Source organism: Bacteroides sp. NSJ-48, from assembly GCF_014287405.1.
GTDB classification, from domain to species: Bacteria; Bacteroidota; Bacteroidia; order Bacteroidales; family Bacteroidaceae; genus Bacteroides; species Bacteroides stercoris.
Window position 1 is genome coordinate 130326 of record NZ_JACOOD010000003.1, and the last position, 22385, is coordinate 152710.

Genomic DNA, 22385 nt, shown 5'->3' on the forward strand with positions numbered 1-22385 from the left:
GAATTGGGAATTCTCAATTAAACAAGATTCGGAAGCGGGTCAATCCGTCATTGTATGTGCGCAGGGAGAATGCACAACCGTGACGGCTCAGCACTTCCCTGATAAACACCAGGCCAATCCCCTGCCCGTTCGGCTTGGTGGAGAAGAAGGGACTGAAGAGTTTAGCTTCGGTCTCTTTGCTGATTCCGGGACCATTGTCTACGATTTCTATAAGAGCGGGGGCAGTGGTCCTTACCGTTATTTCGCCCTGCTTGCCTGCCGCTTCTCCGGCGCTCTCTATACTTTCGGCAGCATTCTTAATGATATTTACCAAAACCTGCTCGAACAGCGAAGCATCCAGACGCACCTGCCCTACTTCGGGGTCGCATTCCAAGCGGAGAATAATGTTACGGTCATTGCACATTCCCTCCATAAAACGCTTGCACATGGATACCAATTCGTTCAGTTGAACCTGCGCTACCGTAGGTTCGGGAATCTTCACCACATCGGCAAAGCGGGTAATGAAACGGCTCATAGAGAAACAGCGCTCCGTACACACGCGCATCACCTCGCAAATGTCTTCCATATTTTCTTCCGTAGAAAGCGCCTGCTCCACCGTATCCAAGGTAGAGGTAATGCCAGCAGTGGTATTGTTCACCTCGTGGGCAATCATACGGATAACCTTTTCGTATGCACGCTTTTCCGCTTTCATCACTTCATCCGTCATGCGCTCTATCAGGAAGAAAGGATGCTTGAACCCTCTGTCTATAAACGAAGAATGGGTACATTTGTAGATATTCGCATCGTTCAACCGCACCACGGAAGTCGTTTCTTTAGGAATGGATGCCAGCTCTTCCGCCAAAGGCGAATCAATTTTATCCAGTTTCCTGTTCTGCGCCTCTTCCAGACGAACGCCCAGCATCTTTACAGCCATCGGATTGAGTTGTGACACCTCACCGTCCAACGTCATAATGACAACCCCCATAGGCGATGCCTGAATCAGCAAATCAAGAAAATGATTCTGCTCGCGCATACGCAAACGCTCATTCTTGAGTTGTTCCATCATACGGTTGAAAACGTTCACGATACGGTCGGCCTCATACTGTCCCACCCAGCTGAGCCGGCTGCTGAAATCCTGCTCGCGCAACAACTCCATACCGCTTCCTATCGTACTCATCGGCTTGACAATCTTACGATAGAACACCGCCAGATAAAGCAGTATGAATACAATAATACCCTCCACAACATATAGATGCGTGGTCTGCATTTTGCCTGCCAGATATATCAACGCTCCACCCAGCCCAAGCAAAAACAATACAAGAATAAAAAAATAAAATTTAATACGCACGTGAGGTAGGGATTAGGGGTTAGTGATTAACGATTAACGATTAGCGATTAGGGGTTAGGGGTTAATGATTAGCGGGTAGTGATTAACGATTAGGGGCTGGTAAGCGACGACTAACGGTCAAGATTTAAATGACTAAACACTTATCGCTAATCACTAATCGCTATTTTATATTTTTCCAGCCGTCTGTATAGAGCAGCCCTGCTGATGCCCAGTGCCAATGCAACCTGACTGAGATTGCCTTTATGCTGTTCTAAGGCTTGCAGGATAGTTTGCCGTTCTATCTCATCCAGCGTCATGCCGGCAAAGGAAGTGCCATCTGCGGCTTTTGCAGGTTCGTCGTGACGTTGGTACTGCGATTCAAAATCAGAAGCATCCAGGGTTTGTTTTCCACTGACAAGAATGGTACGCTCCACCAGGTTTTTCAATTCGCGGATATTACCCGAATAAGGCAGACGGGAAAGGAAGTTCAGCGCATCCGCTGAAAATTCGGTACGCGGCAAGCCGTTTACGGCAGCCTGACGGTCGGCAAAGTGACGTGCCAACAGGGGAATATCCTCACGGCGTTCGCGCAAGGCGGGCAGTTTTACGGTTATCAGATTGATACGGTAGAAAAGGTCTTCGCGGAATGTGCGTTCGGCAACCATTTTGCGCAAATCGGCATTGGTGGCGGAGACAATACGCACATCCACTTTACGCGGGCGGCTGTCGCCCAGCACCTCAAACGTCTGGTCCTGAAGCACACGCAATAGTTTAACCTGGCAGGACAAATCCAAGTCGCCTATTTCGTCCAGAAAGATAGTTCCTTTGTTTGCCAGTTCAAAACGCCCTATACGGTCGGCACTTGCATCGGTAAAAGCGCCCTTCTTATGACCGAACATCTCGCTCTCGAACAGACTCTGCGAGATACCGCCGAGATTGACTTTCACAAAAGGCTGTCTGGTGCGCTGACTGTTGATATGGATAGCTTCGGCTATCAGTTCCTTACCTGTACCACTCTCGCCGGTAATGAGTACGGAAGCGTTGGTACGGGCTATGCGGGCTACGGTATTCAGCACCTCCATCAGTCCTTGCGATTTTCCGATGATGTGACTGCGGTTCAAACCCTCCGCCTGCTCTTCCGGCACTTCTTTCGGAGCGGCGCTCAGTTCCAAGGCGGTTTCGATACGCTGCAAAAGGGCGGCATTGTTCCACGGTTTGGTAATAAAATCAAAAGCCCCCGCCTGCATCCCCTGCACGGCAAGTTGGATGCTTCCCCATGCCGTCATCAGTATAACGGGAACATCGGGACGGAAGACCTTTACCTGCTTCAACAGCGTAAGCCCCTCCTCTCCGGTAGTGGAAAGTGTAAAGTTCATATCCATCAATATCAGTGCGGGAGATTCTGCACGAACTATATCCATCGCCTCACGGGGTCCCGGTGCTGTTTTTACCTCATAACCGGCACGCTTCAGCATAAAACTAAGTGAAGAACGTACGGCACTATCATCATCGACTATCAGTATCATAGTATTTTGTAGTTTGTTACTTGCAAAAGTAAGTTTTTTCGCCACAGGTCATACAGATTTGCACCATTTTTTTGTTATTTCCTTTATAATCGTACAAATCGGCATAATTTCCACCGGCATCAGCCTTTGATTATATCTTCAAAGTCGGCTTCCAACTCCATGTTCCGTTCAAAATCCCAAAGGGTCAGGCTACGGAGTTGATAGAAGTAATACCAATAATAATAAAGTTCGGAGATGTGCTTTTGCCGGGCTTCGTCTTTGGAATTCTGCGCATCGTTGAGGTCAAGGGTACTTATTTTACCAATCATAAAAGTCTCTACACTGGTCTTGTAACGTTTTTCGGCTATCTGGTCCGCCTCTTCGGCTATTTCCAACTGCTGGGCTTGGTTGTTGAAGTTTGCCACCAGCAGGAAAATGTCCTGATTGAAGTCCATTTGTTCCTGTCGGATTTTGGAAAGTACCACTTCGCGGTTGCTCTTGGCTACCCTCACCTTGCCGCGACGTTTGCCCCAATCGAGGATAGGTATTTTTACACCGACCTTGACAATCTGATTGTCCAGCAAATCCTGATAGGCAGATGAGAACTCATAGTTTTGTCCGGTATAGCCAACGCTGGCAAACAGGTCTATACTCCTTAAATTTCCACGTGCCGTAGCCACTTCATAATCGGCTTCTAACTGGCGGCGACGTATATTCTGGGCAAACGAGTTGCGTTCCAAAGCTTTGTTCAGAACACGGTCGTAGTCCATTTTAATGCCAGGAACGGAAGCAGGTATAACAGGATTCAGCCCCTCGCTCTCCGACACGCCGAGAAACGAACGTAGCTGAAACATCTTGGCGTTCAAAGTGCTTTCGGCTTCAGTCACATCGGCTTTGCCTTGCAGGGAGTTCAGCTTGAGTTGCAGCAAGTCGTTTTCCGAAATCTGTCCCATTTTCCGTTTGGCAATGGCCACTTCGTAAAGGCGGTCTGAATTAGCTTTGTTTTGCTGCGCTGTGGCAAGCGCTTCCTTAGCCAGCAACAGTTCGAAAAAATAAGTAATAGTCTTCATCGTTACCTGCTCCGTTGCCGAAATAAAGGCAGCTTTTGCCTCTGCATACCGGACAGGTTCGATACGGCGGTTCCACTTCAAACTGTTCACGCCGAATATAGGTTGCGTCAATTCAAGGCTTACGGGTACGGACATAAACTGTTTGTCGCCGCCGGAACCCAACTGCTTGATGTAATCGAGAGAAGAAGCCAGCGACAGCTTACCGCCTGTGAACCAAATGTTCTGGTCAATGGAAAGTGCACCGGACAACCCCAATGTATTGTTACGGACAAAGCTATAGGAACCGTCCGAATTCTGATAGGTGCTGTACGACTTATTATAATTGGGCAATGTTCCCGTAAAATTTATTTCGGGCAACAGGTCTGCACGGAAAGTACGGTATTCCCAATAGGCTGTCTTCAATTCGTTGAGCGCCACGGCAGCATCTACAGATTGGGTACGCGCCAGTGCAATGGCTTCCGCTAAAGTGATTTCACGTTCGTGCGTCAAAGTATCATTCTGTGCCGAGGCAAACAGTGATATCCCAAAACAAGCGGCAAGTAAAATATTCTTTTTCATGTTCGGTCTTTAAAATTGTCGTTGACAGAAAAGCAAAGAGTGTGCCAAGCAGGCAGGAAAGTATTACGCAAGGGGGAGTGTCCGAAATCGGACACTCCCCCTGTTCGTTTGCGGACGGTTAATAATGACTCAGTCCGAGTCAAACACTAAAGCACCCCTTTTGAGCTTGGCAATTCATAGTGATAAATATCGCGTTTCACCGCCATCTTCAAGGCTCTTGCCAGTGCTTTGAAGATTCCCTCTATCTTATGATGCTCATTCTGCCCTTTCGCCTTGATGTTAAGGTTCATCCTGGCTGCATCGCTTAATGACTTAAAGAAGTGCAGGAACATTTCCGTAGGCATCTCTCCTATTTTCTCGCGTTTGAACGCGGCATCCCATACCAGCCAGGGACGTCCGCCAAAATCCAGACATACCTGACACAGACAATCGTCCATAGGCAGTGCATACCCGTAACGTTCGATGCCGCGCTTGCTGCCCAATGCCCGATACAGGCACTCGCCCAAAGCGAGGGCGGTATCCTCTATCGTATGATGCTCGTCTACTTCCAAATCACCTTTTACGTGAATGGTCAAATCCATGCCGCCATGCTTGCCTATCTGTTCCAGCATATGATCGAAGAAACCAAGTCCGGTATGAATATCACAATGACCGTTACCGTCTAAATTTACAGCCACGTAAATATCCGTCTCTTTCGTAGTACGGCGCACTTCCGCTTTCCGTTCACCGGCAAAAAGGAATTCAGCAACCCTATCCCAATCCTTTGTTGCCAAAGCACAGACGTCCTCCAAGCCCTCACACGCAGCTTCACCACCGGCCGATTTCGGTTTCAGCATATTCGTATCTTCCTGTAAGAGGATAGCACGGCATCCCAGGTTCTTAGCTAACTCCACATCCGTAGCACGGTCGCCTATCACAAAACTATTTGCCAAATCGTATTCAGGATTGTCGAGATACTTCGTCAGCATACCGGTACGCGGCTTGCGGGTTGGCGCATTGTCTTCGGGCATGCTACGGTCTATGCAAATATCATCGAACGCAATTCCCTCACCTTCCAACGTCTTCATCATCAGGTTATGCGCCGGCCAAAAAGTTTCTTCCGGAAAAGATGCCGTACCCAACCCGTCCTGATTGGTAACCATAACGAACTCAAAATCCAGCCTGCTACGGACAAAACCAAGATTACGCATTACTTTCGGATAAAACTCCAGTTTCTCCAACGAATCCAATTGATAATCTACAGGCGGCTCTATAACCAATGTCCCGTCACGATCTATGAAAAGTACTTTCTTCATACCCTATTACTTTATACTTTATATTTCTCCAACGCCTCAACCAGCCTCTCATTCTCGTTTCTTGTACCTACCGTTACCCGCAGACAGTTTCCGCAAAGCGATACGGAGTTACGGTTACGCACAATGATGCCTTCAGCCACCAGATAATTATAAATCTTCACCGCATCCGTCACACGGACCAGAAAAAAGTTTGCATCCGAAGGAAATATTTTCACCGTACAAGGCAGTTTCACAAATTCGTTTTCCAGATTCTCACGTTCTTCTTTCAATGTTTTTACCCAACGCTCTATTTCATAATAACGGTACAACATCTCCATCGCTTGTTTCTGAGTCAGCTGGTTCACATTATAAGGATACTTTATCTTGCTGAAAATCGAAATGATTTCCTGCGAAGCAAAAGCCATGCCCAAACGTATGGCAGCACAGCCCCATGCTTTGGAGAAAGTTTGCAGTACAATCAGATTAGGATATTTGTCCAGTTCATCCAAAAAAGAAGGCGCCTCTGAAAAATCGTTATAAGCCTCATCCAATATCACCAGCCCGTCGAATTCGCGGATGATTTTCTCAATCTCACTCCGAAGCAAATCGTTTCCTGTGGGATTATTGGGAGAACAAAGAAAAATCAGCTTCGTATGTTCATCCGCAGCCGCCAGCAACTTATCTGCCGAAAATTGAAAATCCTCGTCTAACAGTACCTTGCGGTACTCCACATCATTTATTTCGGCACATACCTGATACATGCCGTATGTAGGGTCTATAGCTACTACATTGTCTATACGCGGTTCGCAAAAAGCGCGAAATACAAGGTCTATTGCCTCATCACTGCCATTTCCCAGAAATATGCGTTCGGGGGAGATTTTCTTTACCTTCGACAGTTCTTTCTTTAGCTCCCGTTGCATCGGGTCCGGATAGCGGTTGTGCGGCATATTGTACGGATTTTCATTTGCATCGAGAAAAACGGATGCGGCAGCGCCATTATATTCATCGCGTGCCGAAGAGTAAGGTTTCAAACGCCGGATATTCGGTCGGGTAAGTTCTTCTAAGGTTCTCATGGACAGAAAGAGTTAATTTACGGATTATGAATTATCAATGATGAAGTATGATTTTTAATTTTCAACTCTCAATTTATCAAGTCTGACAGTTACCGCATTCTTATGCGCATCCAAATGCTCGTTGGCAGCCATTTCCTCTATAGCAGGGCCAATAATGCGTATCCCTTCCGGCTCAATTTCCTGGAAAGTAATCTTACGTATAAAGCTATCAAGGCTAACACCGCTATAAGCTTTGGCATAGCCATTGGTGGGCAGCGTATGGTTAGTGCCCGAAGCATAATCTCCTGCACTTTCCGGAGTCAGAGAGCCCAAAAATACCGAACCGGCATTAACCACCCGCTCCGCAACGGACATATAATCCGCTGTTTCGATAATGAGATGCTCCGGTGCATAGGAATTGGTCAGTTCGATAGCTTCGTCCATATTGCGCACAACAATCAGTTTACTATTGGCAAGAGACTTTTCCGCAATCTCTTTACGGGGCAACAAAGCCAATTGACGCTCCACTTCTTCTTTCACAGCCTGCTGTAATGCCGGGGAAGTGGTAATCAGCATCGCCTGACTGTCGGCCCCATGCTCTGCCTGGCTCAGCAAATCGGCAGCTACAAAAGACGGATTGGCTGTTTCATCCGCCAGCACTTCTACTTCCGAAGGACCGGCGGGCATATCAATAGCTACATCACGCAAGCTCACCAACTGTTTGGCAGCCGTTACGTATTGATTGCCCGGGCCAAATATCTTATATACTTTCGGCACGCTTTCCGTTCCATAAGCCATTGCCGCAATAGCTTGCACACCACCAGCTTTGAAAATACGGTTTACTCCCGCCACCTTAGCTGCAAACAAAACGGCGGGGTGTACTTTTCCATCTTTGCCCGGAGGCGTGCAAAGCACTATCTCCTTACATCCTGCAATCCTGGCTGGAACTGCCAGCATCAGCACGGTGGAAAAGAGCGGTGCTGTTCCACCGGGGATATACAATCCGACTTTCTCTATGGCAACCGCCTTCTGCCAACAAGTAACTCCCGGCTGAGTCTCTACCCGTTTACTTTCGAAGCGTTGTGCCGCATGAAACGTCTCTATATTCCGTTTGGCCAGACGAATGGCTTTTTTCAATTCCTCGCCTACCGACGCTTCCGCTTCCGCCTGCTCCGCTTCCGTCACAGCCAATGCGGTCAGAGCCACTTTATCAAATTTTTCTTCGTATTCCAATACGGCACGGTCGCCTTCCGTTTTTACACGGTCTATAATAGCCCGTACCGTATCAAAAAGGTTCTCCGTATTCATCACCGGACGTTTCAGCAATTCCGCCCACTGAGATTTATCAGGATTAGTAATTAAATTCATACCATTAACATTTAAAGTATCATTTTTTCAATCGGCAAAACCAGAATACCTTCCGCTCCCAATGTCTTCAATTTACCGATAATCTCCCAGAAACATTTTTCATCCAGCACTGTATGTACGGAGCACCAGCCCTCTTGCGCCAACGGCATCACCGTAGGGCTCTTCATACCCGGAAGTACGGCTATAATTTCATCCAGTTTTTCTTTCGGCGCATTCATCAACACGTATTTCTTGTCTTCCGCTGTCTTTACCGCATTCATACGGAACAACAATTCATCCAGAATCTCCTTCTTCTCCTCACTCATATTCTTGTTGCCAATTAACAGAGCCTCGGATTTCATCACTACTTCTACTTCTTTTAGGCGGTTGCTCACCAAAGTAGAGCCGGAGCTTACAATATCAAAAATCGCATCAGCCAGGCCAATCCCCGGAGAGACCTCCACCGAACCGGTAATCACGTGTATTTCCGCTCTCACCCCCTGTTCTTTGAGGTATCGGGAAAGAATGCCTGGATACGAAGTGGCAATCTTCCTACCCTCAAACCATTGCGGGCCCGTATATTCAATATCCTTAGGCAAAGCCAATGACAGACGGCATTTGCTAAATCCCAAACGCTTTACAATCTCAGCATCTTCCGCCTTTTCCATGAACTCGTTTTCACCGACAATGCCCAAATCGGCAACTCCCGTAGCTACTGTTTGCGGAATATCATCATCGCGCAAAAACAATACTTCCAAAGGAAAGTTGGAAGACTGTACCAGTAACGTGCGTTTCGTTGCGCTTAGTTTAATATCCGATTCTTCAAGGAACGACATTGTTTCGTCAAAAAGACGGCCTTTGGCCTGTACTGCAATTCTTAACATGATATTATTTATATTTATGGTTTGCGAATAAAAAAACGAGGTTTACCAATGTTCGGTAAGCCTCGTTCATTATATGTTCTTCGTTATACACATATCCTCATACGCCCACCGGGTTATTCGTCAGGATGATAATGGTGATGATGTGCAACGATATTCTTCATACTTTTTCTATTTCTAATGCGACAAATGTAAACGATTTGTTTTAAACAAGCAAGGATTTATCACAAAAAGTTTGATTTTTCTTTCATTTTCATCAAATAAGAGGTAAGATTTCATCCGGTTCTACATCACAATGATGAAAACACATTTCCTTTTCCGCCTTTTCCTGCGGGAAAGTAAAATAGGTACATGTAGCCTCCGTACAGAGTTCGCCCATGCTGTTATACAATCTTGCTTCTATAACGGCAATATTACGTTTCTGCTCACGCAACGATGCCCGTAACACCAAGTGTGTATCATTGGTAGATATGGACTTACGAAAACGAGTCTCCATTTTAGAGGTCACTCCTCCGGTCTGCAACTTACGGAACACCACCCAACCGCAAATTTCATCCAGCAATACGGACTGAATACCCCCATGCAACGTATTCAACCACCCCTGATATTTCGGACGGGGCTTCCAGATACTTACGATCTCATCGCCGTCTTCATAGAATTCCATTCTTACACCTGCCTCATTATCGGGAGAACAGCCAAAACAATTATAACCTTCCATGTTTTTCCATGGGTTGATAATCTTCTTCATACGATATCTTTATTATATATTTCTTTCACAACTCTTCTGCCACATCATATCTTTCTGTATAGCCTTGTAAATCGTTATACGTACACATTACCTTATTAAGGCGACTTGTGCACGAGCGGCAACTAAACCAGATAGTACAACTGTTATTAACAGATATATCCTATGAAATTCCATAATACCTTTACATCTGTTTTTCATTCACAATGTTTTTCATTCACAATGCTTTTCACAAAGATAGGAAATCTTTAAAATGGAATATTAGTAAGAATACAAAAAACAGTATAAAATCGGAATAAACGGTTAAGTTTTTCCGATTTCACACTGTTACCAATATTACAAGATATACTACTCTTTACTTCTTGCATTCCATACCAACAAAGCCAACAGAACAGACAACAATGCCGCACCTATCCAAAACCAATTGATATACGTAAAATCGTAAACCTCTACACCATCAACAAGCTGTTTATTACCTTCAATCAATACACCGCTCATCACATCCTGCAAACCTGCTCCGATATAACTGGCAATACCTACCACGCCTAAAGCTGCACCCGAAGCATTGCGAGGAGCAATATCCACAGCCATTAATCCACCCAGAAAGCAAATTAGCACACCGATACCCAAGCCAAAGAGCATCATCGCTAAAGCATCCATCCAAAAATGTACACCCGGAACAAGCAGGAAAAGACATAGAGCAAACACATTCATCAAACCGAAAATCAAGGCAGGAATATTGCGACGACCGCCAAAAAACCTATCTGAGATAACGCCGGAAAACATTGTTCCTACAATGCCGAATACCGAACTTATAGAAATAATGAAACTGGCATCCAACGTAGAATAGCCCTTCTCAGCCTGCAGATAGAAAACACCCCAGCTATTTACCGCATAGCGGCTGATGTACATGAAAGCACTACTAAGTGCAAGTATCCAAATAGCCGGGTTTCTCAATACCGCTTTCTGAGCACGATTGAACTCCTCCGTCTCTAAAGCATCCATCTCCTTTTTCTTTTCAGGAGCATTGACAGCAGGAAGTCCCTTGCTCTGAGGAGTATCATGGAAAAAACGCCAGACTACCAAAGCGCCAATCAGACCGACAAGGCCAGCACCCAGAAAACCGTAACGCCATCCCAGTGCACTTACAATAGAGGCTACGATAATAAAAGTCATTGCCTCACCGATGTTGTGACTCGCACTCCAAAAGCCGTAAAAAGAACCACGTTTCTTGTCCGTGAACCAACGGGACAAGCCGACCACACAAGAAGCAGCACCCATAGACTGAAACCATCCGCTGATACCCCAAAGAACGGCAAACAGAATAAAAGAATGTACAAATCCCAAACAGAGGTTCACCAAAGCAGTCACCAGCAAACCGGTCGACATAAAACGATTGATATTGCTACGGTCGGCAAGAAAACCGTTCATAAACTTACCTACAGCATAGGTAAAGAACAGCACAGCACCGATAATACCCAATTCCGTTTCCGAAAAAACGCCCTCATCTACAATCGGTTTCTTTACAACATTCAAGCTCAGACGACAAACGTAATACATGCCATAACCAAGTGTAGCAGCAAGAAAAGTAGACCACTGAAGACGTTTCAAACGCTGTTTCTGTTCGGACAAAGATCCTTCATTACAAGGTTTCGGTTGTGAAACCCTGTAAAAGTTTATTATATTCTTCAACATACTTTTAAGTACCCCTTACATCTCAATCATGCAACTTTCTTTTCCGTAAATAGTCCAGTAAGTAAGCAGGACGATCGGTTTGAATGATACGGCATCCTAATGTATCAATTAAGTAGCCATAACCTGAATCCGGATTCTGCAAAGACATATCATCATCGTGTCCGCCAGCCATTGTATCCCATAAAGTATTATACCAAATTAGAGAACGTCCGTTCAAGGTAGTTGCAAATTTTTTAGGAAGCAAGTTTGTATCTTTTACAAATAGTAACTCAAAAGCAACTGGAGACATATCTTTAATAAAAGCCTCTATGTGTTTCTCGGCTCCAGAAGCATCAAGGTCAACAATTGGCATATAAATTACATCTTCCAAATAATCACCAAATTGTTTCTTCACTTCGGCAACCGGTCTTCTCCCTTTCATTATAATTTGTTTGGTAGTTCCGGTTTTCTTCATAAGCTCATAAATCTGATCAAAGTAAAGGTCTGCCTGATCCAAATTTATCATGATTTTTCCTTTAGCATGCAACAATGCCTCTTCCAAAGTCGGCACTTTGTGAATAGTACGGATATTACAACCATTTCTCAAATTCAACTTACGAATATCACTCAATGTGTTTTCAGAAACCAATCCTTTTCCGGTAGTAGTACGATCCAATGTGCGGTCGTGCATAAGAATCAGTTCGCCGTCTTTCGTCTTCTTAACATCCAACTCAACAATGTCTACTCCCATTTTAATAGCATTATCTATTGCTTCCAACGAATTTTCAGGAAAATTACGCCAATCTCCACGATGAGCCACTACAATTACAGAAGTCGAATCGCGACTCATCAGCTTTTCACGAATCTGCGCAACATGATCTTGTGCTGAAAGTTGCAATGCAACAAAGACAGCATACAATAATATATATATTTTTTTCATTTCTATTATTTTTAAAGGAGAGTGTGTCAAAACTAAGATTCGCTTACTATTGGTTTCTTTTTAGGTACAGATTACACAGAAAACATAGATTTTCTTTATTCTTTTTCCGTGAAATCCGTGTAATCCGTACCTAAAAGAAATCGTCAAGTGTATTTTGACACACCTCTATAGTTTATTAATTACTCAACCGTATACCCTTCATTCTGCCAGCCGTCCTTATCACTGACATTCTCTATTTCTGTCTGAGGAATCGGATATAACTGACGATAAGCAGCTATTCCCGGAAACACAGTAGTCATTTGTCCGGTACGTACGATATCAAACCAACGGTCACATTCCAAAGCCAGTTCCAGACGCCGTTCTTTATATACAGCCTGACGAAAAATTTCTTTTGTAGATAACTCTTCTAATGTCTTTCCCATGAGATTAGCATTAATACGAACCGCATTTAAAGCATCTAAAGCTTCCTGTGTAGGAATGGCAGAAAGTTCATTGGCAGCTTCCGCGTACATCAACATCACTTCGGCACAACGCATAACAGGGAAATCCGCACTCGTTTCATTATTTGTTGCGGGAGCATCGAATTTACCTGGCCGCTGACCGCTTCCCGTTGGAGCTACTAACGCTTTCCGATTATCGTCATTATTTTCAAATTCAGCTTGTTCCAAAGATATTATATTACCGTTATCATTATTTCTATATCGATTATTCTGATGAACGGATTCTCCTACACCACCTTTCAGATACTGGACTGCAAAAATTATATCTTTACTAGTCTTTAAATTATTAGGAAAAGTTTGAGGCATAGGTACCAAAGATAAATTCCGCTTAGCATTGATATCAGCAACTACAGAAGTCAATTCATTGATCACTTCTTGATAGTTTTTCATGTACAAATATACTTTTGCCAACAAAGCACGTGCTGCATAAGATGTAGCACGCCCTCGCTCTGATTCATCCCACACTTCCGGCAAACCTTTGGCTACAATCAGGTCTTTGATAATCAAGTCATAAACCTCACTAACAGGAGAACGCTTGTTGTTACGTGCTTCAGCTACAGTCTGCGTTTTTGTAATAATAGGAACCTCTCCCCATAAACGCACTAGATTAAAGTAACACAATGCACGTACAAAAGAAGCCTGTCCTGCTATTTGCGTTCGTTGTTCTTCAGTCATTTGTACTTTCTCCATATTTTGGAGTACAAGATTACAACGATAAATAGTCTTATATAAAGAAAGCCATGCACCCGACAAATTGGAATTAGCCGGAGTTTCGGTAAATACCTCTATTTGATAGGTAATACCACCACTGGCACCAGAATTGTCATTCTTAACATTATCCCCCCGAACTTCCATTAAAGTCATGAACTTAGAACCATATTGATCACTCGATTGCAACTCATCATAAATACCAATAATAGCCCCTTCTAATCCCTTGACATCCGTATAAAAAGTTTCCTCTGTAGGAAAATCAACAGGTTTCAAATCTATAAAATCATTACAACCAGAAAGAGCAATCGCTGTAAAAATAGATATTATTATTTTTTTCATATTATAGTATTTTTAAGATTAAAACGTAAGGTTAACACCTATAGAGGTGGTTCTTGCCAACGGATAAACCCCATAATCCTCACCATTGGTAGTCACTGCACTACGATTGGAAACTTCTGGATTATAACCTTCATAGTGAGTGAATGTAAATGGATTTTGGAGTGTGCAGTAGATACGAGCAGATTTTAAATAAACCTTCTTTATCCAATTTTCAGGTAATGTATATCCTAATGAAATATTCTTGATACGTAAATACGAACCATCCTCTACATGCCAAGTAGATGTAGTACCATTCTGTCCTTTGCTAACACGATTGGCACGCACGTTCATTCCACTTCCCGGCTCATCTTCCGACTTCCAACGGTTTAAAGCACCCTTATAATTATTCATATTCCCTTCATGATTATAAAAATAGCGCCGAGAAAGATTCAAGATTTCATTTCCTTGAACACCCTGAAATACGATGCCAAAGTCAATACCTTTCCAAGCTAACGTTGCACCAAAGCCGTAAGTAAAGTCCGGCATATAATTACCTACAATAGCACGGTCTGTATCTGAGATATCAAGCACTTTATCACCATTCACATCTTTAAACTTGAAATCCCCGGGTTTCGTGTCTGCTAAGCCGTAGTTTGTTGGAGAATCCATATAGTGCAAGGTTGCATCCACTTCTTCCTGATTCTTGAAAACTCCCTCTACTACAGGTAAATAATAACTTCCAATAGGCTCACCCACACGGGTTATAAAATAAGCATTACTCACTGAACCGGAAGAAATTATATCTGCATTACCTGGCCCGAGTTCCTTTACTTCATTGATGTTTTTCGAAATATTAAAATATACACTCCAATTAAAATCACCCATCTTCTGGTTGGTAGCAATATTAAATTCCACACCTTTGTTATTGACTTTACCAATATTTTCCAGACGAGTTTTATACCCTGTTGTCATCGGAACCGGAACATCCAATAATAAATCATAAGTATTACTATTGTATAAGTCCAAACCCAAAGTCAGACGGTTTTTAAATAATGATGCATCAAAACCAATATTAACTTGAGCTGTCTTCTCCCAATGTAGTTCAGGATTAGGCATACTCTTGGGGGCAGCTCCCTTAACAACATCTGCACTATTCCCACCTAATACATAGCTGTAATAAGCAACTTCTCCCTGAGCCCCATAATTGGGAATACGGAAATTACCCGTCAAACCATAACTAGCACGAAGTTTCAAATCATCAATAAAGGTCAATGATTTCATAAAAGGCTCTTCCGTTAAACGCCATCCCGCCGATACCGAAGGGAACCACCCCCAACGATTATCCTTACCAAAACGAGAGGCACCATCTGCACGAAGTGCTCCAGTAACCATATATTTACCTTTATAATTATATTGGACTCTAGCAAGTCCTGAAAGCAAAGCCCACTCAGAAGCATGAGAGTCTCCGCGCGTTACAGTACCGGCATTCAGAGTAGGCACATTATTTGTTATAAATCCATTAGCAAAAGCGTATGTACTCTCATCGCGCTGATATTGCATAGTCCACCCTGCCAACGCAGAAATAGAATGCCCTTTAATATCCTTATTATAGGTTACAGTTTGCTCAAACAACCAATTATACATCTTAGCCGTTTTGGCTGTTGCTTCAGGCTCAGATTCCGGATTACCTTCCGTATTGGCAACAGGAATAGTAGATGGACGAAATGTATCTTGTGAGCTGTTGTAAATATCTACACCAAAATTTGCACGATATTTTAATTCGGGCATAAAAGCTACTTCTCCATAAACATTACCAAATATACGGGAAGCTTTTGTTTCATCCTTTTGCAACAAAGCCAATGCTACCGGATTCCACACTTGAGTTTGGCTATTTCCTTTTTTAACAGAACCATCCTCTAGTGTCGTCTGCGTATTCGGACTCCAAGCATTCTGTGCAAAACAAAAAGAACCATCAGCATTGTAAACAGGAAATATAGGAGCACTATGCAAAGCTGAAGCAATAATGCCACCACCATCCTTATTATAAGCACCATCAGAGTTCACTGCATTCTCTATCGTTACAGACGGATTTAAAGAGAGCCCAAACTTAAAAATACCTTCAGTAACATCCAGATTAAAACGAGAACTATATCTCGTAAAATCACTGTTAATAATTACACCGTCTTGTGACAAGTAATCTACAGAAGCATAATATTTTATCTTCTGACTTCCACCAGATACCGAAACAGAATGATTCTGCATACCTGCCGTACGAAAAATCTCGTCTTGCCAATCTGTATCAACCAATCCCTTTTCACCCCTTAGATAAGGTAAGATTTCAACCGGAACAATCGTATTATAATCATTACCGGTATTTTGTAAACGTATGGCATTACTATCAGTAATACTAAAGGCCAAAGGCTGTTTATTTTGAGCGATACGTTTACGGTTTACCGCTTCCATTTTATCTACATAGGTATTATTTCGAGCGTCGTTTACCAAATCGGCATATTCGTAAGCGTTCAGCATATCTATTTTTTTAGATACAGTCTGCCAACCATAATATCCATTATAAGAAACCGTAGCTCGTCCTTCCTGTCCTTTCTTGGTAGTAATCAGCACTACGCCATTAGAGCCTCGCGACCCATAAATAGCAGAAGAGGAAGCATCTTTCAGAACCTCAATAGACTCCACATCATTCATGTTGAAAGTATTCAGTTGCTCTTTGGCAAGAGGTACTCCATCTACTACATACAACGGTGATGTTCCAGCAGTAATAGTACCTGTACCGCGCACCTTAATTTGTAAAGAAGAACCCGGTGCACCTGTAGATTGTGAAACTTGTACACCCGGCATTTTGCCAACCATTGCTTCAGCCATAGAAGTTACAGGCTGTCCTTTCAAATCACTGGCACGTATACTGGCAATAGCAGTTGTCACATCGCGCTTCTTCTGTACACCATATCCTACTACTACAACTTCATCCAGCAATTCATTATCCTCTTTCATCATTATTTTATCAAGTCCTTTGCCATTGGCTTTCAACTCTACTGTCTGATAACCGATATATGAAAAGGCAAGTAATGCATTTTCCGGCACATCTATCAAATTATAATTTCCATCCATATCAGTAATTACACCATTAGTAGTGCCTTTTACCAATACACTGGCACCAATGATAGGTTCACCATCTTGATCGACAACTCTTCCCTTGATATTTCTCAGTTTTATACCTTTCGAAGTGCCTTGTCCGGTTTTCTGTTTACCAACAGATATTGTATGATTATCCCTATTGAAATACAATTTTGTCTGTAAAGTAATACGCTCCAAAACATCCTGTAGAGAGGCATTTGATACTTTGAGGGTAATGCGGGGAGCTGAATTAACAATTTCTTGATCATAGAAAAACTTCAGTCCTGTTTGTATACTCAATTGATTAAAGACATTTTCTGCCGTTTCGTTCTGAACATTTAATGTTATGCCCTTCACTTCTTGCGCCTGTATATAATAACTTGTAAATGAAAAGCATATGAAAAGTAAAAAAGCTAAAAATGAATGTACATTTTCAGACTTCCTTTTTGTATTAGGAAGATTATTCATAAATTTGTGCGTTTTAGTAATTGTAATAAATTATTTAAAACAAAGGTTTGTAATACACGAGACGCTATTCACACGGGTCGAAACGAATGAATATCTGTCCGGATTACTAGTATAGGGGCTGCTCTGAGAGATAGCTCCTATTTTTTGGCAGATTAAGATGGTGGTTTCATATCCGATATAGACTAATGTTTAACAATACAAATATAATACACTGTAGTTCTCAAAGACAGGGGTGTATTTTATATTTTTTCACTATTTATAGAGCTGAATCATATTCCCCATTCTCTTGTAATGAATACCGCTTGTATACTCCACAGCCTGTAATACAGCGTCCAAACTCTTATTATCATGTTCACCAGAAATGAGATTGTCAAAATTCTGTCCCTCAGCAAAAGTAATGCGACAATTATACATACGCTCCAATTCTTTAGCCACATCATGTATCGGAGTGCTATTGAAACGTAAATTACCTTTTCGCCAAACTGCCATAGTGCGCTCTTCGCGCCTCTTATTATATTCTCCTGAAACAGTATTGATAAGCACCTGCTCTTTAGCACGTAGACGCATCATCGCTTCCGGCAAATCAATCTGGACTTTACCACTTTCCACATCTACTGATACTACCTCGTCCGAAGAATAAGATTTGATATTAAAACAAGTACCCAAAACACGCACATCGAAGTGGCGGGTATCCACTACGAAAGGCTGCTTCTCATTATGATATACGCGAAAATACCCTTCACCTTCCAGTTCTATTCTACGTTCCTTACCGGTAAAACGATCTGGATAGTGAACACGCGAACAAGAGTTTAATATCAATGTCGTACCATCGGGAAGCTGTACTTCCTTGCGTTCGCCAAAAGAAGTAGAAGCCTCTAAATAAGATACCTGTGTCCTATCTATATAACGAATGTAACTAATACTGCCAAATACAAGACAAACCATCGCAGCCACACTTGACACAGCCAATGCAGCCCGACGAATCCACATACGTTTCTTATGCTCTATACGCTTTAATAACAGTCGCGCCTCTTTTTTATATTGTTCGCGTTCAAGGTCTGTCTGCGGTGATTGCAGGGAAGTTTCTTCCCATACTTCAGCAGCCAGATCCTGAAGCATATCTGTATCATACTCCGAAGTCTGTAACTCATCCAACAACTTACGGGCATCATCCATTGTATACAGATCGTCCAAATAACGACGCAGCAGTGATTTATTATTTTCACTATTTTTCATAAAATATAATTCTAAATGAAGCAAGATTATTAAAAATAACCCTTTGACATTAAGATATACACATAAGAAAAGAATGACTGGGGTGTGATTAATATTTTTTAATATACACTGTTAACCAAAAGCCTTTATTAATAATAAAATCATGATTATCAATAACTGAAAACACAGAAAAGCACAAAATAAAGTCAGTGATTCTACATAAATAAGCAAGTTCAAATCAATATTTTTTGTCGAATAAATACCTGAATTTATCATTTTATAAATTCAAACAAATAAGAATCAAAATCAAATCAGAACCTACTATCGAATTCTTTTCCAAATAAGCACGCAGTGTTTTCAATGATATGGAAATGGATTCTTGTACCGTATTAACAGAAATACCTAATACTTCAGCTATTTCACGATGAGACATTTGTTGCTCCCGACTCATCTCGAATATTTCACGTTGGCGAGGGGTCAACTGTTGCAATGCACAGGAAATAAATTGCCGCAAGTCGTTTGCTATAATTTCATCTCTTGTTTCGTTGGTATAATTCACAGCTTGTGAAAGTATCTGTTCCCTTAATTTATCCTGATAAGACAAATCGCGTAGCTGATTCAGTATACGGTTTCGCACGATTGTATACAGATAAGCGGAAAATGAAGCATCCGGATTGATGAAACGGCGTCCCTGCCACACTATTGTAAAAGCATCCTGAAAAATATCTTCCGCATATTCACGCGATTTCAAAAAGCGCATAGCAAAGTATATCAAACGATTCTTATAGGCAGCATAAAGCTCACAAAAAGCATCTTCTTCTCCTTCAATCAAACGAAGTACCAAAGAACGTTCATCACTAGGAATTTTGGTTGCGTACATACTGTATTTTTAGATTTTGCGACAAAGGTATCGTTATGATGTTACAAACCTATGTAAAATTCAGGAAATAAAAAAGGAAAAGGACGTATTCTACTCTTTATTAAACGGAAATTCACTATCTTCGTATCAATAAAGCAATAATAGAATGCTAAGAGGAATCTGCTTTTGCATATGTATGTCGGTGATGCTTTCTTTGTTTGCCCAAAATGAAGAAAGCAATTTTATTGCACCTGACCGTACTGTCCATAAACGTTCGGAAATTATCAAAAGAGCAATAAAAAAATTCCTCAATTTCAGCGATTTCGACACAGCATATATCAGCCCCAATCGATATAACTACGCCTTAATGCTCGATCATTTCACTAATTACGAATACTATTCCGTAGGAAGCGGTACCCCCGAACCGCAACGTTTGCGTTTCTCACCAAAACCACATAATAAAATAGGCGTTTACTTTGGCTGGCGCTGGCTTTTTCTAGGATGGGCTGTTGATGCAGACGGACTTTACGGAAAGAAAAATGGGAAAAAAAGAGGCAGAGAGTTCGACCTCAGTCTTTACAGTTCTAAACTAGGTGTGGATATTTTTTATAAACGTACCGGAAACTCTTACAAAATACACAAAATAACAGGGTTCTCTGACCGTATTCCAACCGATTATTCTGAAGATTTCAACGGGCTGAAAGTAAAGATGAAAGGGTTGAATCTATATTATATATTCAATAACAGACGCTTTTCTTATCCTGCCGCTTTCAGCCAGTCCACCAACCAGCGGCGCAGTGCCGGCTCTTTTATTACCGGATTTTCCGTATCTGCGCATAATCTGGATTTTGATTACACCCAATTGCCCCCTATCATTCAGGAAACGATGAATCCGGGCATGAAAGTAAATCATATAAAATACACCAATATCAGTCTTAACTTCGGCTACGCCTATAATTGGGTATTTGCACGCAACTGCCTTGCCTGCTTGTCACTTAATCCGGCAGTAGCCTACAAAACCTCACGCATCAGAAAAGCGGAAGAAGAAACAGACGAATGGTACAAAAACTTCAATATCGACTTCATCCTGCGTGTAGGTATCGTGTACAACAACAGCAAATATTTTGCAGGTACTTCATTCGTAGGCAGAACATACGATTATTACCGGAGCAATTTCTCATTGAACAACGGCTTCGGGACACTGCAAGTGTATGCAGGCTTTAACTTCTGCTTGAAAAAGGAACACCGCAAGAAAAAACAATGACAGCCCGTTCTTATCAGAAAGAATAAGTACAAGCCACTCCTACTATATTTTTTCGCGCCTTACTCTCCCACTGACGGCAATAAAAGACGTCCGCTTCCCAACAATCAGAAAACAACGGAAGCACCACTCCGCCACGATAACGCATACGCTGTACATCAAACCGTTCTCCACGGTTCAATCCGTTATACATTTCAACAGAAGCGTAAGGCTCTATCTTGCATTTCGGAATATCATACGCCAATTTAACACGCGAACGCCAACGAAACTCATCGCCACTGCTGTCGAAAGTATGTTGAAAACGCTCACGAAGTGAAACCTTCAGTCTTTGTACACGCGTGGAAAGCGTTCCGTCAAAATGATAACGGTGACGGAATTTCCAACCGGCTTCTCCACGATTGCGGTAATGGATTTCGTAACCGGCCGCTACTTTCAGAAAAGGAAGCACGGAATAGGCTCCACCCACATCCAATCCCCAGCGGTCTGTCTTACCCAAATCATCCTTTGTACGCCATTCCAATTTTCCGGACAAGGTAAATGCCGGCTTTACTTTATATTTAAAACCGGCACTTGCCCATGTAGTAAAGTCCTTTTCCTGTGCATGCAGAAAAGCAGGTACAATACATAATACCGCTACTACCAAACCATAGATTTTCCACGTATAAGAATCCTTTTTTACCATAACTGTTCCTGAATATATCATTTAACATTGATTTCACGTGTGCAAAGCTAAAGATTAATTCTGTAACAAAACTGTAATATCAGATTTCTTTACACAAAACCGATTGTTACGGCAAAAAATCCAAGTTGTTTTTTCAGGATAGCAGAATTATGGCTAAAAAACGACTTGTCCGTGCGAAATTTCTTTCAAATGCTTCTCTATCTTTTCAAAGAAAGAAGCCAGATGCGACCCGTCTACAAAAGCATGATTCACATATATGGAAAGCGGAAAGACCAGACGCTCTCCGCGGGACACCACTTTACCGGCAGTCATCAACGGATGGCTGCAACCGTTACCGGCTTCGGCAACGGTATAAGTAGTTGAAGTGAAATACATCTTGGGCACTGCACTCAAATGCACCACATCGTAATCACCTTGTTGCATCAATACTCTTTCAGCGTTATAAGGGTCTCCGTCCTTAGGGATGTTTGTAATCAGTGTATGGGCCTCGGCATAAAAATGTTTGAAGTCTTCATGATAAGGAATACGAACCGTATAAAAAGTCTTTCCCGGAACAGCTATTGGAGAAATAATATCCACCCGATCATGAAAAACGACCTGTCCGTTCTTGTCTGTACGGTAACGGAGTTCGTCCACCTCGTTGGCTGAACGGAGAACCGCATACAGGTAATAAAGAAAAAAAGAGTGTCCGGACTGTTTTGCAGCAGCACTGGCCTCCGTACAGTCTATCTCGGTAGTCACCGAATACCATGAATTTAAAAACGTTCGGAAAAAGCCGTAATTGTCACGACGTTCCCAAGTGTCAATGTCGATAATGTGTTTCATAAATAAAAAACGGATTATGAAAAAAGGACGCTTATACAGCATCCTTTTTCCAATTTAATTTA

The 22385-nt window shown here is 42.4% G+C and carries 17 protein-coding genes; 1 reads left to right on the top strand and 16 read right to left on the bottom strand.

The genetic code is table 11. The annotated features are described in order from the left end of the window. Positions 1-13 precede the first annotated feature (13 nt). The 14 genes from H8S52_RS02550 to H8S52_RS02615 form a co-directional block, all read right to left on the bottom strand. Complete coding sequence (locus H8S52_RS02550; RefSeq protein ID WP_186909282.1) at positions 14-1327, bottom strand: ATP-binding protein; 1314 nt, start codon at positions 1325-1327, stop codon at positions 14-16. Between the two features lie 146 nt (positions 1328-1473). After that, positions 1474-2832 carry a sigma-54 dependent transcriptional regulator gene (locus H8S52_RS02555; RefSeq protein WP_186909283.1) on the bottom strand — a complete coding sequence of 453 codons (1359 nt, stop codon included), beginning with the start codon at positions 2830-2832 and terminating at the stop codon, positions 1474-1476. 119 nt (positions 2833-2951) lie between these two features. Beyond that, positions 2952-4439 (bottom strand): TolC family protein, encoded by a 1488-nt coding sequence (locus tag H8S52_RS02560; protein ID WP_005654798.1) that lies wholly within the window; start codon positions 4437-4439, stop codon positions 2952-2954. A 146-nt stretch (positions 4440-4585) separates the two neighbouring features. Next, positions 4586-5734, bottom strand: a complete 1149-nt coding sequence (gene hisB / locus H8S52_RS02565; protein ID WP_186909284.1) for a bifunctional histidinol-phosphatase/imidazoleglycerol-phosphate dehydratase HisB — start codon at positions 5732-5734, stop codon at positions 4586-4588. A gap of 11 nt (positions 5735-5745) precedes the next feature. Further along, a complete protein-coding gene (gene hisC / locus H8S52_RS02570) occupies positions 5746-6786 on the bottom strand; it encodes a histidinol-phosphate transaminase (RefSeq protein ID WP_016661364.1) in 1041 nt (346 codons plus the stop codon). A gap of 54 nt (positions 6787-6840) precedes the next feature. Further along, positions 6841-8133, bottom strand: coding sequence for a histidinol dehydrogenase (gene hisD / locus H8S52_RS02575; RefSeq protein ID WP_186909285.1), 1293 nt, complete (start codon positions 8131-8133; stop codon positions 6841-6843). An 11-nt stretch (positions 8134-8144) separates the two neighbouring features. Beyond that, complete coding sequence (gene hisG, locus H8S52_RS02580) at positions 8145-8996, bottom strand: ATP phosphoribosyltransferase (protein WP_186909286.1); 852 nt, start codon at positions 8994-8996, stop codon at positions 8145-8147. A 253-nt stretch (positions 8997-9249) separates the two neighbouring features. Then, the gene (locus H8S52_RS02585; protein WP_186909287.1) at positions 9250-9741 is read right to left on the bottom strand and encodes a PaaI family thioesterase; all 492 of its coding nucleotides are present in this window, start codon (positions 9739-9741) and stop codon (positions 9250-9252) included. Between the two features lie 345 nt (positions 9742-10086). Beyond that, a complete protein-coding gene (locus H8S52_RS02590; RefSeq protein WP_117902700.1) occupies positions 10087-11433 on the bottom strand; it encodes an MFS transporter in 1347 nt (448 codons plus the stop codon). 22 nt (positions 11434-11455) lie between these two features. Further along, a complete protein-coding gene (locus tag H8S52_RS02595) occupies positions 11456-12352 on the bottom strand; it encodes a glycerophosphodiester phosphodiesterase family protein (RefSeq protein WP_117985848.1) in 897 nt (298 codons plus the stop codon). A gap of 179 nt (positions 12353-12531) precedes the next feature. Beyond that, on the bottom strand, positions 12532-13902 hold the full coding sequence (locus tag H8S52_RS02600; RefSeq protein WP_060385222.1) for a RagB/SusD family nutrient uptake outer membrane protein: 1371 nt from the start codon (positions 13900-13902) through the stop codon (positions 12532-12534). Between the two features lie 18 nt (positions 13903-13920). Further along, positions 13921-17481, bottom strand: a complete 3561-nt coding sequence (locus H8S52_RS02605; protein WP_186909288.1) for a TonB-dependent receptor — start codon at positions 17479-17481, stop codon at positions 13921-13923. A 252-nt stretch (positions 17482-17733) separates the two neighbouring features. Further along, positions 17734-18717 carry a FecR family protein gene (locus H8S52_RS02610; protein ID WP_117985846.1) on the bottom strand — a complete coding sequence of 328 codons (984 nt, stop codon included), beginning with the start codon at positions 18715-18717 and terminating at the stop codon, positions 17734-17736. Between the two features lie 256 nt (positions 18718-18973). After that, positions 18974-19576: an RNA polymerase sigma-70 factor gene (locus H8S52_RS02615; RefSeq protein ID WP_005654773.1), complete on the bottom strand. Its 603-nt coding sequence runs from the start codon at positions 19574-19576 to the stop codon at positions 18974-18976. A gap of 175 nt (positions 19577-19751) precedes the next feature. Here H8S52_RS02615 and H8S52_RS02620 point away from each other — a divergent pair, with 175 nt between their 5' ends. After that, positions 19752-20819 (top strand): DUF4421 domain-containing protein, encoded by a 1068-nt coding sequence (locus tag H8S52_RS02620; RefSeq protein ID WP_370527540.1) that lies wholly within the window; start codon positions 19752-19754, stop codon positions 20817-20819. Between the two features lie 13 nt (positions 20820-20832). On the opposite strand, the gene H8S52_RS02625 is transcribed toward H8S52_RS02620, so the two are convergent. Continuing rightward, positions 20833-21498 (bottom strand): DUF2490 domain-containing protein, encoded by a 666-nt coding sequence (locus tag H8S52_RS02625; RefSeq protein WP_370527539.1) that lies wholly within the window; start codon positions 21496-21498, stop codon positions 20833-20835. 153 nt (positions 21499-21651) lie between these two features. After that, entirely contained in the window at positions 21652-22323 is a 672-nt protein-coding gene (locus tag H8S52_RS02630) for a CatA-like O-acetyltransferase (protein ID WP_117907135.1), read from the bottom strand. Positions 22324-22385 lie beyond the last annotated feature (62 nt).